The sequence below is a fragment of the Pseudomonas cichorii genome, from assembly GCF_019719005.1.
GTDB lineage: Bacteria > Pseudomonadota > Gammaproteobacteria > Pseudomonadales > Pseudomonadaceae > Aquipseudomonas > Aquipseudomonas cichorii_E.
On record NZ_JAIGPJ010000007.1, the window covers coordinates 163730 to 179581 of the forward strand.

The window sequence follows — 15852 nt, forward strand, 5'->3', positions numbered from 1 at the left end:
ATCACGAGCCTGGATGCTCGTGCTTCTATACATATTTCAATTGGTTATTTATCGCCTGATAAACCGTCCATTAGGCTATATGCCATTCCGTCATCTCTTGATGACGTCGTTTATCGCAGTGTGATCCGTGCGCGGCCTGCTTTTCTCTGATTCCTTGTGTTGAGTTCTCCATGAAAGTGCCCGTAACGGTCCCTCAGGATCCCTTGGTCAGTACCCGTGGGCTGGGCAAGTCGTTTGGCTCAAGCCGGGTCTTGCAGGATATCGATCTGGATCTGTATCCCGGCGAGGTCGTGGCCTTGCTGGGGGCCAATGGCGCAGGTAAATCCACCCTGGTGAAAATCCTCTCCGGCAGCCATGAGCATGATGCGGGCGAGTTGCGGGTCGAGGGCAGGGCGCTTGGTTTTGCGTCCCCTCATGAAGCGCGTCGTGCCGGTATCGTTGCCGTTCACCAGCAGGTTGACGAAGCCGTGGTGCCGGGTTTCAGCGTGGCCGAGAATCTGGTGCTGGATGAACTGTGTCAGCCGCAAGGTTCCATCTGGAGCAAACGGCGGCACATGCATGAGCGTGCTGCCCAGATCGCGGCAGGTCTGGATTTGCACTTGCCGCTGGAGGCTGCCATCGAAAGCCTCGGCACGGCTGAGCGGCAACTGGTGGTGCTGGCCCGCGCGCTGGCCCTCAAGCCCCGGTTGCTGGTGCTGGATGAGCCCACGGCGTCCTTGTCGGCTACCGAGGCTGAGCGCCTGTTCGCGCTGATCGACGTGCTGCGCGGGCGCGGGGTCAGCATTCTCTATATTTCCCATCGCCTGTCAGATTTGCAGCGCATTGCAGACCGGGCGATTGTGCTGCGCGATGGACGTCTGGCGGGCGAGTTCGCCGCACCGCTGGACCTGGCCGCTGCCGTGCGCGCCATGCTCGGCAGTGAACTGGCTCCGGTGGTTCATGAGCAGACTGCGCAAGGTCGTGAAGTCCTGCGGGTGCGTAATTGCCAACTCGGCACAGCCAGCACGGCTTTCGATCTCAGCCTGCATGAAGGTGAAGTGGTCGCCATGACCGGCTTGCTGGGCGCAGGCAAGAGCGAGATTGCCGAACTCTTCTTTGGTCTGCGTAAACCCGTGGCGGGCGTTATCGAACTGGACGGGCAGCACTGGACGCCGAAGTCGCCACGCCAGGCCATTGCAGGCGGTGTATTCATGGCCAGTGAGGACCGCGTGCGTGGCTCATTGGTGCCGGGCTTTTCCCTGACCCGAACCCTGACCTTGCCGTTTCTGCAGCGATTCAGCCGTGGCGGTTTCATTGATGCTGGCGCAGAGCGCGAGGCGGTGCAGGAGCACGTGCAAACTCTGGGCATCAAATGCGCAGGCATTGAGGTGCCCATGGAGACGCTTTCCGGTGGCAATCAACAGAAAGTGGTGCTGGCCCGCTGGTTGCTGGGCAATGGTCGCCTGCTGATTCTCGACGAGCCGTTTCAGGGCGTGGATATCCGCGCCCGCCGGGAAATCGGTGCGCGAATTCGTGCCAGCGCTGCTCAGCGCGCCACGCTGGTGATCTGCTCCGACCCCGACGAGGCGCTGGAAATCGCCGACCGGATTCTGGTAGTGCGTGACGCCAGTGTGGTGGCCGACTACCCGCGTGCCGGCCTGCAACGGGAGCAGCTAGTCGCGCACATGGCGGGCGTAGCGCCGCAACCCCCAATCAACCCTCTGCATCGCCAAGGAGCAACGCTTGCCTGAGTCGACGTCTTCAAACTTCCTGAAACCACGGCCATGGGAATCATTGCTGCGCTTCACCATTCATTACGGGCTGTTGCTGCTCCTGGCGTTGGTGGTCGTGCTGTTTTCGGTACTGGAACCTGCGTTTCTGCGGATCGGCAATCTGTTCATCATTCTGCAGTCAGTGTCCATCGTGGCGTTGCTGGCGTTGGGCGTGACCTTGAGCATGTCGGTGGGCGGGCTCGATCTGTCCATTGGTGCGGTGGCCGCCATGAGCCTGATGTGCGCCAGTTATGTGATGGTGGTTCTGGACTGGGGGCCGCTGCCGGCGATTTTCATCAGCCTGGCCTGCGGGGCGCTGGTGGGTTTGCTCAACGGATTTCTGATCGTGCGCATGGGCATCCCGGACATTCTGGCGACCCTGGGCAGCATGTTTTTGATCATCGGCCTGCAACTGATTCCCACCGGTGGCCGCTCCATTGCCGTCGGCATGACTCTGCCCAACGGCGACGAAGCTTCCGGCAGTTTCAGTGCCGCTTTTCTGGCGATTGGGCGTGCGCGGCTGTGGGACACCGTGCCGGTTCCGGTGCTGGTCATGCTGGTCGTTGCGCTACTGGTCTGGGGCTTTCTTGAGCTGACCCGCTTTGGCCGGGTGTTCTACGCCATCGGTGGCAACGAACGGGCGGCGCGGCTGGCTGGTGCCCCAGTGGAAAAATACAAGCTGCTGGCCTACGTGCTCTCGGCCTTGCTGGCGTCACTGGGTGGCCTGCTGCTGGCGGCCCGGCTGGGGCGTGGCGATGTCAGCTCCGGCAATGGTCTGGTGCTGGACGCGCTGGGCGCTGCACTGATTGGTTTTGCCGTGCTCGGTGCCCGCAAGCCCAATGCGTTTGGCACGCTGGTGGGTGCGTTGCTGGTTGCAACCTTGCTCAACGGCCTGACCATGCTCAATGCGCCTTATTACACCCAGGATTTCGTCAAGGGCGCGGTACTGGTCCTGGCGCTGATGTTTACTTTCGGCCTCGCGCAACGGGCGCGCTGAGCCTCATTGTCAGAGAAGGAACACTCGATGCATCGACTCATCACTCGCGGGCTGCGACGCCTGCTCGCCGCCACGCTGGTCGCTTCCCTTGCTACAGGTGCCAGCGCTGCCGGAATATCCGGTGCGCCTGCGCCGTTCGACAAGGGCGGGGTCAATATCGCGCTGGTGGGCTATCTGTTCTCGGGGGATTTCCCCGAGGCTTACCTGCGTGGCGTCGAGAAACAGTCCGAGGCGCTGGGCATCAACCTGCGCCTGTTCGATGCCCGACAACAGGCAGCAACTCAACGAGAAATGCTGGAGCAGGCCATCGACCTTGGCGTGGATGGCATCATCGTGCAACTGGGCCTTGCCGAAACCCTCAAGGACACCGTGGCCAAGGCCGTCGCCAAAGGCATCAAGGTCGTCGCTTTCGATATCGATCTTGGCAATCCGCAAGTGATCCAGATCGAACAGGATCACCATCAACTGGCGCGTCTGGCGCTGGATCAGGCCCTCAAGGACAACGGCAAGGCATTCCAGGCGGGTTATGTGTTCATCGGTGGCTTCACACCGATGGAGCGTCGCGATGAAATCTGGCGGCAGGTCAAGGCGGACAATCCCGGCATTGTCGAGAAGGCGCGTTTCGGCACCCTCAACCCGCCTATCGCCAACTCGGTGGCGGATCAAGCCAGTGCGGTGCTGCGGGCCAACCCCGGTTTGCAGGTGATCTTCGCGCCTTTCGATGAATTCGCCAAAGGCGCCAAGATTGCGGTCGATGAGGCTGGCCTTGGCAAGCAGATCAAGATTTACAGCGCCGACATTTCCACCGCCGATATCCAGATCATGAAAGAGCCCGGCAGTGCCTGGGCTGCGACGGCTGCGGTAAACCCGGAAGTGGCAGGCGCCATCAGCGTGCGCAGCCTGGCCATGCGCATTGCCGGTGAAGATCCGGGAGCCCGGGTGCTGGTGCCGCCTACCCTGATTACCCGCCAGCAGTTGCTGGACCTGGATGTGAAGAATGTCCGCGACCTGGCCAGGAAAGTGCCCGCGTTCGGTGAAGCAGCAGGTGTCGCGCGTTCGGCCTGGATTCCGTTGGCCAAATAAAATGAATGTCTTTCGCGAATGAATTCGCTCCCACAGAGTAGGAGCGAATTCATTCGCGAAAAAGCCCATGTAACTGTTGCCTGTCCAACAACTAATGTTGAATAAGCAACAGTGTTTAAGGCCGATATAACCTAAGTCTTATTGGTTCTTTGGCATTGATTGCCACCTCGTCTAATGTCCTGTCCTCAAAGGGTTTTATTGACTCTTCGTGCTTGCTTTTGCCGTGCTCGCTACTTCCCGACGTTAAAAAATACAGCCGAAAACCGTCGCAATAATTATTTGCCGACAGGTATTTCTGCGACTCAAAGGAGCCGTTCCATGTATTACCGTTCACGGTCATTGCTGGCTGCCGCTGTAGTGGCGGCTATCACACAACTTCCAGCGCAAGCCGAAGAAGCTTCCCCGAGTGCTGATGACGACACGCGCCTGGGTGCCGTACTGGTAACCGGCACGCGGGGCAAGGCCCGTACCGTGCTGGATTCGCCCGTGCCGGTGGACGTATTGACCGCCGATGACCTCAAGTCTGCCGGTGCCAGCGGTGGTGAACTGGGTCAGGCGTTGCAGACGCTCTTGCCGTCGTTCAGTTTTCCCCGCCAGTCCAACTCCGGCGGTGCGGACCATGTAAGGGCCGCGCAGTTGCGGGGCATGAGTCCCGATCAGGTGCTGGTGCTGGTCAACGGCAAGCGGCGTCATACCTCGGCGCTGGTCAACGACTCCTCGAAGATCGGTCGAGGTACCGCGCCGGTGGACTTCAACTCGATCCCCATCAGCGCCATCAAGCGCATCGAAGTGCTGCGTGACGGGGCCGGTGCGCAATATGGCTCCGACGCCATTGCCGGGGTGATCAACATTATTCTTGACGATGCTCCCGAAGGCGGCGAAGTTTCGACTACTTATGGCGCCTATCACACGCGCCAGGACGCCATCGGCAAGACCACCACGGATGGCCGCAACTCGCTGACCACGGCCAAGATCGGCACACGTCTGGGAGACGAGGGTGGTTTTATCCGTGGCGGCACCGAATACAAGGACCGTGACCCCACCAACCGGGCTGGCTTCGACGGTTTTGCCGATACACCGGGGCAGCGCAACTATGTGATGGGCGACGGCGTGGCACGGGACGTCAATGCCTGGTTCAACAGCGAGCTGCCGTTGGGCAACGGCAAGGCTTACTCATTCGGCACCTACAACGAACGACACACCACGGGTGCCGAGTTCTATCGCTATCCCAGCGATCAGCCGCAGTTTTATCCCAACGGCTATCTGCCGCAGTCATTGGGCGATAACAAGGACCTGTCGGCCACCATCGGCTTCAAGGGCCTGATCGGCGAGCAGTGGGATTTCGACAGCAGCCTCACCCATGGCCGCAACCACTTTGAATCGGCAACCCAACGCACCCTCAACGTGGCCCTTGGAGCCGACTCGCCGACCCGCTTCGATACCGGAACATACGAGCTGCGCCAGACCACTGCCAACCTGGATTTCACCCGGGAATTGCGCCTGGCAGGTCGTCCTTTCGTGCTCGCACTGGGCAGCGAATACCGCTACGAAAACTACCTGACCTACGCGGGCGACGAAGCCTCGTATGTCGGCACCGGAGCCGATGGTGCCAACGGCCTGCGCCCGAGCGAAGAGGTTGACCTGGACCGCAATGTCTTCGGCACCTACGCCGAATTGTCCGGCGACCTGACCGACCGGCTGTTTGTCGATGCCGCCACTCGCTGGGAGCGTTATGACGATGCAGGCAGCAAGCTCACCGGCAAGCTGAGCGGCCGCTACCGCCTGACCGAGCAACTGGCCTTGCGCGGCGCTGTCTCCAATAACTTCCGGGCGCCGTCACTGGCGCAGGTGGGCTTCCAGAACACCACTAGCAACTTCGGCACCGGCGGCACGCTGACCGATATTCGCGTGCTCTCGGTCAATGACCCGATTGCCCGCGCCCTGGGTGCCGAGGACTTGAAGCCGGAAACCTCGAAGAACTTCAGCATCGGCCTGACGGCGCAGTTGAACGAGCGCTTCGATGCGTCCTTCGATGTGTTCCGCATCGACGTCAAGGACCGCATTACCTTGTCTCAACGCATCGGCAGCGATGCGCTGGAGCAGTACATCAACGACAACCTCGGTGTCGCCGGGGTCCATGATGTGAACTTCTTTACCAACGCCGCCGACACCCGCACCGACGGAGCCGAGCTGGTCCTCAATTACCGCCAGCCATGGCTGGACGGGCAACTGGGCCTGACCACGGCTTACACCTGGAACCACACCAAAGTCACCAAGACCAAAGGCACGCCTTCACAGCTCAGCAGTCTGGGGATTGGCAGCGATGCGTTGGTGGGCGTGGAAGAGCGCAACACCCTGACCGATGCGGCACCCAGGGACCGTTTCGTGATTTCCGCCAACTGGGCCAGCCAGCACTGGGGCCTGCTGGGCCGCCTGACGCGTCAGGGCAAGACCACACGGGTGTTCGACTTCGGGGATTCCCAGCCTGAGCAGACCTATAACGCGGTCTGGCAGCTGGATGCCGAGGTGCAATACAAGTTCACGCCCAGGTTCGATATTGCCCTGGGCGGCAACAACCTGACTGACCAATATCCGGAGCGTTCCAGCTCCGAGATCAACTATGGCGGCAATCTTCCGTATGACGTGTTGTCACCGGTTGGAACCAATGGCGCGTATTACTACGCCAGGGTGACTTACGGATTCTGATTCGCCCTGTAGGGGTAATGCAAAAACTGGTGGCCAGTGTGAAATCCGTGGGAGGGGCCTTGGCCGCGACTTCAAATCAGACACTGATGTGGTGAGTGTATGAATGTCGTGGCGGCCAAGGCCCCTCCAACAATTGATGTACGCTGATATGAGGGGGATCGTTTAAAAGGAAATCTCTGCCGGTTGCGACAGGCGCAACACCGAAAGATCACCGGTCACACGCTTCCAGGTCAGGCGAATGGCCTCGATGTTCTCGCGGTTCTTGGCTGTATTTTCATGCAGGATCACGATCACCCGGGTATTCAGCCGCTCCGGTTGTGTGGCGCCTTTATCGCGCCATTGGCCGTAGGCATCCAGAGCCGTAAATCCATCGGGGAAACGTGGCGTGACTTCCTTGTCGAGAAACGCCCGCCAGCGCGCTACATTGGCCTGATCCTTCTCGCTGTCCAGCAAGCCCAGCGAAAAATACAATTCCGTGCGTAACCATATCGCTTGCGGCGGACGACCACTGTCGCCCTGCAAGGTGGAAGTGCCTGGGTCAGTCGTGTGAACGGGAAGAGCGGGAGACGCGGAACAACCGACCAGCAGCATAAACAGGCCGGGTACTAACAGGCGTGGCAACATCAGGGATTCCTGCAGTGGCATCGATAAAGAGGCTCACTATAAGAAGCCGGGCTAATGGTTAGAAATAATAAAAAACCTGTTTCCTGAAGCAAAAAGAATAAGCAAACCCCAACCCCGATAAGAGCGAATTGATTCGCGAGATGTCATTGAAGGCGATACATCTTCTTCAAAACCAGTTCGCGAATGAATTCGCTCCTGTGCATGCTCAATGCGCTTTGATGGCCGCCGCAACCGAATCTTCAAAACGCTCCAGAACCATACCCACTTCCTCTTCGCTGATGGTCAGTGCCGGCAGGAATCGCAACACGGAGCTGTGGCGTCCTCCGGTTTCGATCATCAGGCCATTCTCGAAGCAGTTGAGCTTGATTGCACGTGCCAGTTGCGAGTGGCCTGGCCCGGTGCGTCCCTTTTCTTTGGGATGAGTGACCTCGACCCCCAGCATCAGACCGCGACCACGCACCTCGGCCAGTGCCGGGTAGCGCTGGGCAATGTCCTTGAGCCCGCTGGCAAGTCTTTCGCCTCGCGCTGCCGCCTGGGCTGCCAGGTTTTGTGATTGCACATGACGGATAGTCGCAGCACCCGCCACCATTGCAATCTGATTGCCACGGAAAGTACCGGCATGCATGCCGGCGCTCCAGGTATCCAGATGCTCGGCAAAGACAATCACTGACATCGGATAACCGCCACCAATGGCCTTGGACAGCACCAGAATGTCCGGGACGATTCCGGAATGTTCAATGGCAAAGGTGCTGCCGGTACGGCCCAGGCCGGTCTGTACTTCATCGATGATCAGCAGGATTTCCTGCTCGCGGGTGATCTCGCGCAACTCGCGTAGCCAGTTTGCCGACGCCGCAATGCAGCCGCCTTCGCCCTGAATCACTTCGACGATCACTGCCGCGGGTTTCTGCACACCACCTTCGGGATCGCTGAGCACTGTGCGGATGTATTCGATAGACAGTTGGTCGGTCTGAGAGCCATCGGTACCGAAGGGGCAGCGCAGTGCATAAGGGAAGGGCAGGAAGTGAGTGCCGGGGTTGACCGCACCTGCGTTGATCTTGGGCTTGAGGTTGCCCATGGCCGACAGCGCGCCTGCGGTCATGCCGTGATAGCCGCCGTGAAACGCCATCAGCGGAGTGCGCTGGGTGTAATGACGGGCCAGCTTGATGGCGGCTTCCACAGCGTCCGAGCCGCTGGGGCCGCAGAACAGGATCTTGCTGTTATTGCGCATGCCCGCAGGCAATGTAGAGAACAGCGCCTGTACGAATTCATGCTTGGCCGGTGTGGCCAGGTCCAGGCCCTGTTGCAGTTGATCGGTATCCAGGAATTGCAATACGGCTTCGCGGACAACGGCAGGATTGTGACCCAGTGCAAGAGTGCCGGCATTGGCCAGGCAGTCAAGGTACTCACGTCCCTGGTCATCCTTGAGGCGTGAACCGTTACCGCTGACGAACAGGCGTTGGAATGTGGCCGCGTAAGTCCTTGCGTTGGATTCGACTTTTTTCAGATAGCTCAACTCTTGCATAGTCGGTCACTCGTTTGCCTTGAAAAATGGGATCTCCTGCGAGTCGTCTGCACGCCCGCGTGATGGAGTTGGATTCTGCTGCACAGGTCATGGACCGACAATTTCCCACGGGGCAATGTCCCCGCTTTCCGCGCCAGACAGTCATTGCGTCAAACGCTTCAATAGCGCCGTCAATGCAGCCGAGCGCCTGACCCAACGTCCAGGCATCAAGAGGACGTCATGGATATCTTCAAAACGGCAGCGAAACGTTCACTGCCGATACTCATTGCCCTGATCACCAGCGGCTGTGTGATGGGACCCGATTACCAGCCTCCGGCGGTCAGCATGCCCGCGCAATGGCATGCACCTTTGCCCCATGGTGCCAGCGTCAAGGCGCTGTCCGGCTGGTGGCAGCAATTCAACGACCCGCAACTCGAACGCCTGCTGCAATGGGCCGAGGCCGACAGCCCTACGCTGGATCAGGCCCGGGCGAGCATTCAGCAGGCCAGGGCGACCCTGGCGGTAAGTGATGCCGATGCGTCACCTGCGTTGCGAGGCAGCCTGTCGCGCAACCGCACAGGCGAACGTCAAGACAGTACGCGACAGTCTTATTCCAGTTCATCGGCGGGTCTTGATGCTGCCTGGGAGCTCGACCTCTTCGGCAAGTTCCGGCGCAATCGTGAAGCAGCAGCCAATCGTATACAGGCCCGTGTCGATGACTGGCATGACGCACGGGTATCACTGGCTGCCGAAGTGGCCGATGACTACGTTCAATATCGAGGTTGTCAGCGCCTGGTCCTGGCCTATCAGGAACAGCTCGACTCGCAGCGTCAGACGGCAGAGCTCACCGGGTTGTCGCTCAAGGCGGGCTTCACTGCACCGGCCGATCTGGTCCTGACCCAGGCGTCGGCAGCCAGCAGCCAGTCGACCCTGATCAATCAGCGCAGCGAGTGCGAGTTGCTGCTCAAACAACTGACTCAACTGACCGGCAGCGATGAAAACCGGGTGCGTGAATTGTTGGGTCAGGCCCCGGCAATATTGCCGTCGCCAGCCCGCCTGAATGTCCATTCCATTCCTGCCGACCTGATCCGCCAACGTCCCGACCTGGCCTCGCGAGAGCGCGAGCTGGCCGCCGCCAGTGCAGATATCGGCGTGGCCGAAGCCCAGCGCTGGCCAAGCCTGAGCCTGACCGGCTCGTTCGCCGTCGGCACCACGGATGGTCAGTTGGTGCGCAACTGGACGGTGGGGCCTTTGTTGTCCTTGCCGCTGCTCGATGGCGGCCTTGGTCGCGCCACGGTCAAGAGTGCCGAAGCAGCTTATGATTCGGCACTGGCGGCTTATCGGCAAACCTTGCGCACCAGCGTGGGTGAAGTGGAGCAGGCGCTGGTCCGGCTCGATGCGGCGCGACGCCGTGAGGCTGATGTGGAGCGGGCGACCCAAGGCTATAGCGAATATTTTCAGGCCGTGGACAAATCCTGGCAGGCCGGTGGCGTGAGTATCCTGGACCGGGAGGTGGCCCGGCGTTCTGCGCTGGATGCCCGGATCGAGCTGATCACCTTGCAGCAGGAGCAGGTGCGTTACTGGATTGCTCTTTATAAAGCGTTGGGTGGTGGCTGGCAGGACAGCCCTGAAAACCGGTCAGTCGCGCAGGCTTCGACAGGAGAGCGATCTTGATTGCCGGTCGTCGAAAACTTGTCTGGATTGTGCTGGTACTGGGCGTTGCTCTGGCGCTGGTGTGGATGATGCGCAGTCGCCCACAGGCCCCTGTCGCCGAGCCGGTGAGCAATCTCAGCAGTCTCAGCGTCGAAGTCACCCGTGCGCAGTGGCGTCCCTGGCCTGATGAACTGACCGCAAGCGGCCGTCTCTTGCCCTGGCAGGAGGCGTTGATCAGTGCCGAAACCGGCAGTCTGCGAATCGCCAGTATCAATGCCGATATCGGCGACCGGGTACGCAAGGGACAGGTGCTGGCCACTCTGGCTCAGGACAGCCTGCAGGCCGAGCAGAGCAGACAGCAGGCAACCGTCGAGCAGGCCCGGGCCAATCTGCAAAAGGCACAATCCGATGTGCGTCGCGCCGAGGTGGTCGGTGTGACCGGTGTGTTGTCCGCCCAGCAAAGCGAGCAATACCGGATTGCTCTGGCCACTGCCAAGGCCGAACTCGGCGTTGCGAGCGCCGATATGCAGAGCATTCGTATCCGTCTTGCCCAGACCCGAATCGTGGCGGTCGATGATGGCATCGTCTCATCGCGTACCGCGCTGCTGGGTAATGTGGTGAGTGCCGGGACCGAACTGTTTCGGCTGGTGCGTGAAGGTCGCATCGAGTGGCAGGCCGAGCTGGATGCCCGGCAACTGCTTCAGGTCAAACCCGGACAGCACGCACAATTGACGCTGCCCGATGGCCAGTCGGTGTCGGGTCAGGTTCGTCTGCTGTCGCCCATCCTCGATAACAACACCGGTCGGGCGCTGGTGTACGTGGCGCTTGAGTCAGGCAGTGCGGCGCGCTCTGGCATGTATGCCAGTGGTCGCATCGAGTTGCCTGCCCGACCTGCGCTGACTGTACCGGATACTGCCGTGTTTCTGCGTGATGGCCGTTCATGGGTATTCACTGTCGGTGCGGACGAGCGCGTTGCACAGCGTCAGGTGCAAGTGGGGCGTCGCCGGGACAATGCCGTGGAAATCGTCTCCGGGCTGGACGAGCGACAGACCATCGTGCGCTCCGGTGGCGCTTTCCTCAGTGATGGCGTCCATGTAACGCCGGTGGCCGCGGGAGCTGTGCAGCCATGACGCTGTCGTCCTTGTCCATCCGCTTTCCGGTCCCGGCAATCATGCTGTTTATCCTGCTGGGAGTGCTGGGCTTTATCGGCCTGCAACGGCTGGGTATTCAGGATTTCCCTGACCTGGACCTGCCCACAGTCACCATCAGCGCGTCCCTCGAAGGGGCTGCCCCCGAGCAACTGGAAACCGAGGTAGCCCGCAAGCTTGAGGACCGGCTTTCATCACTGCGCCTGCTCAAGCATGTCACCACGACCATCACTTCCGGCAACGTACAGATCAATGTCAGCTTCGCCATTGAGAAGGATGGCAACGAAGCCCTCAACGAAGTGCGCAATGTGGTGGACAGCGCCATGGCGGAACTGCCCGCCAGCCTGGAGACTCCCAGCGTCTCGCGGATGACCATTCATGACACGCCGGTGCTGACGTATGTCATCGATGCGCCGGGTATGGACGAAGAGGCGCTGTCCTGGTTTGTCGACAATGAACTGAGCAAGCACCTGCAAGAGGTCAAGGGTGTTGCTCAGGTCTTGCGGGTCGGTGGTGTCGAGCGCGAGGTTCAGGTAGATCTCGATCCGACCATGATGGCCGGGCTGGGGCTGGGTGTCGCCGATGTGGAGACGCAGCTCAAGGCTATGGAAATCGATAACTCCGGCGGGATGGCGGAGCTGGGTGGCGCACGCATGGCGGTACGCACTCTGGGTGGCATCGAAGACCCGCAGGCACTGGGCGCCGTTGATGTTCCGACGGGCAATGGTCGCTCTTTTGCGCTGCGCCAGTTGGCGACGATCCGCGACCATCATGCCGAGCGCCATTCCCTTGCATTCCTCGACGGCAAGCCGGTGATCGGTGTTCAGGTTATCCGCTCTCTGGGGTTTTCCGATGTCAGCATGGCCCGCGGGATTCGCGAGGCGGTGGCGGACTTCGTGGCCCGACAGCCTGGTATCAGCCTGACTGAAATCAGCGACAGCTCGGCCTCGGTACTGGAGAACTATCACGACTCCATGAATCTGCTGTACGAGGGGATTCTGCTGGCAGTGCTGGTGGTGTGGTGGTTTCTGCGCGATCCACGGGCCATGCTGATCGTTGCAACGGCATTGCCGCTGTCGATCATCCCAACGTTTGGCTTGATGTACTTCGCCGGTTTTACCCTCAATACCGTTTCCTTGCTGGCCCTTGCATTGATCATCGGCATTCTGGTGGACGATGCGATTGTCGAGGTGGAAAACATCGCCCGGCATCTGCGCATGGGCAAAAGCCCCCGTGAAGCTGCCATGGAGGCGGCGGATGAAATCGGCCTGGCGGTGATCGCCACTACCGTGACCTTGGTTGCGGTTTTTCTGCCCACGGCATTCATGGGTGGCGTTGCGGGCAAGCTGTTCGTGCAGTTCGGGGTCACGGCGTCGGCGGCACTGCTGTTTTCGCTGATGGTTGCGCGCTTGCTGACTCCGATGATGGCTGCGGCCTTTCTCAAGCCCGTGGAGCATGTCGAACAGGATGGCTGGCTGATGCGCCGCTATCTGGTGTGGATTCATCGCAGCCTGGAATGGCGCAAGACCACCATGGCGCTGGCCGGGTTGTTCTTTGCCGGCTCACTGGCGCTGATCGGCTTCTTGCCCACCAGCTTTCTGCCAGCTCAGGACATTGCCCGCTCCACCATCACTCTGGAACTACCGCCGGGTGCCACTCTTGAACAGACCGCCAGCCTGGCCCGGGATGCCAGCGCCCGATTGAAACCGATCCAGGGTATCCGGCATATCTTTGCCATGGCGGGGACGGCGGGTAGCGATGCGGGGGATGGCGCGACCGTCAACCGGGCGACGCTGACGGTTGAACTGGCTCGACGTCAGGATCGCGAACTCAGCCAGACCGAACTGGAAGCCCGCATGCGCGACGCCTTGCGCCCGCTGCCAGGGGCTCGCATCAGTGTGGGCGGCGATGGCAATGGTGAAAAACTCGATATCGTCCTGGCCAGTGAAGACGGCGATCTGCTGGAGCGAACCGCGCTGGCGCTTGAACCTCAGCTGCGTCAACTGAGCGGCGTGGGCAATATCTCGTCCAGTGCCTCACTGCAGGCGCCGGAAGTCCAGTTCCGGCCCGATTACACACGGGCTGCGCAACTGGGGGTCACCAGCCAGCAGATTGCCGACACCTTGCGCCTGGCCACCTATGGCAGCTATTCCTCTGCACTGGGCAAGATCAATCTTTCCCAGCGTCAGGTGAATCTCAGGGTGCGTATGAGCCCTGACCTGCGGGGTGATCTCGAACGCATCGGCCAGTTGCGCGTCAATGGCCGGGATGGTCAGGTGGCGCTGGCCTCCCTGGGAGAGCTGAGCACTGGCAGCGGACCGGCACAGATCGATCGTCTGGACCGCCAGCGCTACGTCACGCTGTCGGTCGAACTCAATGGTCGCAGCCTGGGCGAAGTGATGAACCAGGCCCGTCAGTTGCCGGGGCTTGCGCATCTGCCTGCCGGCGTCCGGCTGGTGGAGCAGGGCGAAGTGCAGTTGATGAGCGAGCTGTTTGGCAGCTTTGGCCTGACAATGGCCATCGGTGTGTTCTGCATCTATGCGGTGCTGGTGCTGCTGTTTCACGATTTCCTGCAGCCAGCCACCATTCTGTCTGCGCTGCCTCTTTCCCTCGGTGGTGCATTGCTGGGGTTGCTGGCCTGCGACCTGAGCTTTTCCCTGTCTTCGGTCATCGGTCTGCTGATGCTCATGGGCATCGTCACCAAGAATTCGATCCTGCTGGTTGACTACGCCATTCTCGCGCGCCGGGATTTCGGCATGAGCCGTTATGACGCGCTGCTCGATGCCTGCCACAAGCGTGCGCGGCCGATCCTGATGACCACCATCGCCATGGGCGCCGGCATGCTGCCGACTGCTATCGGCGTGGGTGCCGATCCGGGATTCAGGCAGCCCATGGCGGTCGTGGTGATCGGCGGATTGCTGACCTCCACCGTGCTCAGCCTGTTGGTGATTCCGGTGATCTTTACCTACGTGGACGACCTGCTGCAGCTCTTCAAGCGCGCAACGAAGGCTTTTCAGCATGACTGACCTGCGCGGATCCGCTGTTCCAATCAACGCTAAAACCGAATGAGGGCATCAACATGAGTGCTTCAATCTTTCTGACGCTGCTTGCCGTGCTCGCGGTTCCCGGCCCGACCAATTCGCTGTTGTTCCAGACCGGCATGAACCGGGGGTTCAATGCGAAGTCACTGTTGTGGGTGGGGGCAGAGTGGCTGGCCTATATGATTCAGATCACGGCCTGGGGCCTGACCCTGGACCGGGTCGCTCGCGATTATCCCTGGGTGGCGACGCTCAGCAAGGCCTTTGCAGTGTGCTTCTTGTTCTATATCGCGATGAAACTCTGGTCCATGGCACGTTCCGGCCAGCACGCTGATGATGCCCCGGGCCTATCACCGACAGGTTTGTTCGTCGCTACACTGACCAATCCCAAGGGCCTGTTCTTCGCCTCGTTCGTAGCGCCTGCCGGTACTTTTCTTGGCAGTGCGGACTACCTGGCATTCATGAGCACCTTTACCGCCGTCGTCCTGCCGGTCGGTTCGGCCTGGGTCATCTTCGGCGCCTGCTTCGGCAGCCGGTTGAGTTCACCGCGTTCTTCGCAACTCTTGAACAAGGGCGTTTCCATGGTGATCGGCCTGTTCGCGACCGGTCTGCTTTACAACCTGGCTTCGCATTCATTTACTGTTTGATGTTCGGATATTTCAGATCGCGCAGGAGCGAATTCATTCGCGAAGGGTAACTTCGCGAATGAGCGGAGCGCCGCCCGATTCGCTCCTACAGGGATGTGTGTTTGTTGGGATAAATAAAAACGATCCTGCAAAAGAGGATCGAAAGGGGAGTGGCCAGGCAGGCTGAAAGTTAAAAACATTCAACTTTCAATTTCTATTCTTATTGTTGCATTACATCACTCGAAGAATGCGGCGTACGAATCAGTGAGTTGGCGGCATAGAAACCCAATACTCTTCGGCTTTTGGCGCGGTACTCACAAGCCACCAGAGACGAGGCAGGCAGGGAATCCGCCGCCCCGGCATTGATTACCTGCATCTTCCTGCCTCCCGAGCGCAGGCGTACGTATTCACCGGGTTCGAAGCTGTTCATGTCATCGTCCTTTTCGCGTGAAACTGCTCAAACGTTACGTTCACACTTGTATTCGAGCATTGCAGAGCAAGGTTGTCTGTGGTGAGAAACGGGGACAAGCCCCGCAGACTTCTTGTTTGTACCTTACGTCCTGTTTCTTGTCCGGGTATCCGGTGACATACATGTACCTGAGCGCCTGATTAAAGTTCCTTCATATCTACCGAAGTCACTGACTATTCGAGACAGAACATATGACGATTTTTGCTGGAAACAAGGCGGTCAAGTGGGTGTTGGATCGGGTGTCCAGTTATTGCGT

General features: G+C 60.0%; 11 protein-coding genes. 8 read left to right on the forward strand and 3 right to left on the reverse strand.

The features are described 5' to 3' along the window. Window positions 1–170: 170 nt before the first annotated feature. From K5D32_RS08375 to K5D32_RS08390, 4 genes are all read left to right on the forward strand, one after another. Complete coding sequence (locus K5D32_RS08375) at window positions 171–1730, forward strand: sugar ABC transporter ATP-binding protein (protein ID WP_221599825.1); 1560 nt, start codon at window positions 171–173, stop codon at window positions 1728–1730. 19 nt (window positions 1731–1749) lie between these two features. Beyond that, complete coding sequence (locus tag K5D32_RS08380) at window positions 1750–2748, forward strand: ABC transporter permease (protein ID WP_374107971.1); 999 nt, start codon at window positions 1750–1752, stop codon at window positions 2746–2748. Window positions 2749–2775: 27 nt separating this feature from the next. Beyond that, complete coding sequence (locus tag K5D32_RS08385; RefSeq protein WP_221599829.1) at window positions 2776–3831, forward strand: substrate-binding domain-containing protein; 1056 nt, start codon at window positions 2776–2778, stop codon at window positions 3829–3831. Window positions 3832–4149: 318 nt separating this feature from the next. After that, window positions 4150–6537 carry a TonB-dependent siderophore receptor gene (locus K5D32_RS08390; RefSeq protein WP_221599830.1) on the forward strand — a complete coding sequence of 796 codons (2388 nt, stop codon included), beginning with the start codon at window positions 4150–4152 and terminating at the stop codon, window positions 6535–6537. Between the two features lie 162 nt (window positions 6538–6699). Here K5D32_RS08390 and K5D32_RS08395 read toward each other — a convergent pair whose 3' ends face one another. Beyond that, window positions 6700–7161 (reverse strand): DUF3574 domain-containing protein, encoded by a 462-nt coding sequence (locus tag K5D32_RS08395; RefSeq protein WP_221599832.1) that lies wholly within the window; start codon window positions 7159–7161, stop codon window positions 6700–6702. A 205-nt stretch (window positions 7162–7366) separates the two neighbouring features. Beyond that, on the reverse strand, window positions 7367–8683 hold the full coding sequence (locus tag K5D32_RS08400) for a diaminobutyrate--2-oxoglutarate transaminase family protein (protein WP_221578748.1): 1317 nt from the start codon (window positions 8681–8683) through the stop codon (window positions 7367–7369). Between the two features lie 219 nt (window positions 8684–8902). Between K5D32_RS08400 and K5D32_RS08405 the strand changes: the two genes are divergently transcribed. From K5D32_RS08405 to K5D32_RS08420, 4 genes are all read left to right on the forward strand, one after another. After that, window positions 8903–10336 carry an efflux transporter outer membrane subunit gene (locus tag K5D32_RS08405; RefSeq protein WP_221594755.1) on the forward strand — a complete coding sequence of 478 codons (1434 nt, stop codon included), beginning with the start codon at window positions 8903–8905 and terminating at the stop codon, window positions 10334–10336. A gap of 65 nt (window positions 10337–10401) precedes the next feature. Further along, on the forward strand, window positions 10402–11445 hold the full coding sequence (locus tag K5D32_RS08410) for an efflux RND transporter periplasmic adaptor subunit (RefSeq protein ID WP_221578751.1): 1044 nt from the start codon (window positions 10402–10404) through the stop codon (window positions 11443–11445). Then, window positions 11442–14489: an efflux RND transporter permease subunit gene (locus K5D32_RS08415; RefSeq protein WP_221599834.1), complete on the forward strand. Its 3048-nt coding sequence runs from the start codon at window positions 11442–11444 to the stop codon at window positions 14487–14489. The genes K5D32_RS08410 and K5D32_RS08415 overlap by 4 nt, the downstream gene beginning before the upstream one ends. A gap of 53 nt (window positions 14490–14542) precedes the next feature. After that, complete coding sequence (locus tag K5D32_RS08420; protein ID WP_221578745.1) at window positions 14543–15148, forward strand: LysE family translocator; 606 nt, start codon at window positions 14543–14545, stop codon at window positions 15146–15148. Window positions 15149–15347: 199 nt separating this feature from the next. Here the strand turns inward: K5D32_RS08420 and K5D32_RS08425 are convergent, their stop codons facing one another. Continuing rightward, window positions 15348–15557, reverse strand: a complete 210-nt coding sequence (locus K5D32_RS08425) for a hypothetical protein (protein ID WP_221578744.1) — start codon at window positions 15555–15557, stop codon at window positions 15348–15350. Window positions 15558–15852 lie beyond the last annotated feature (295 nt).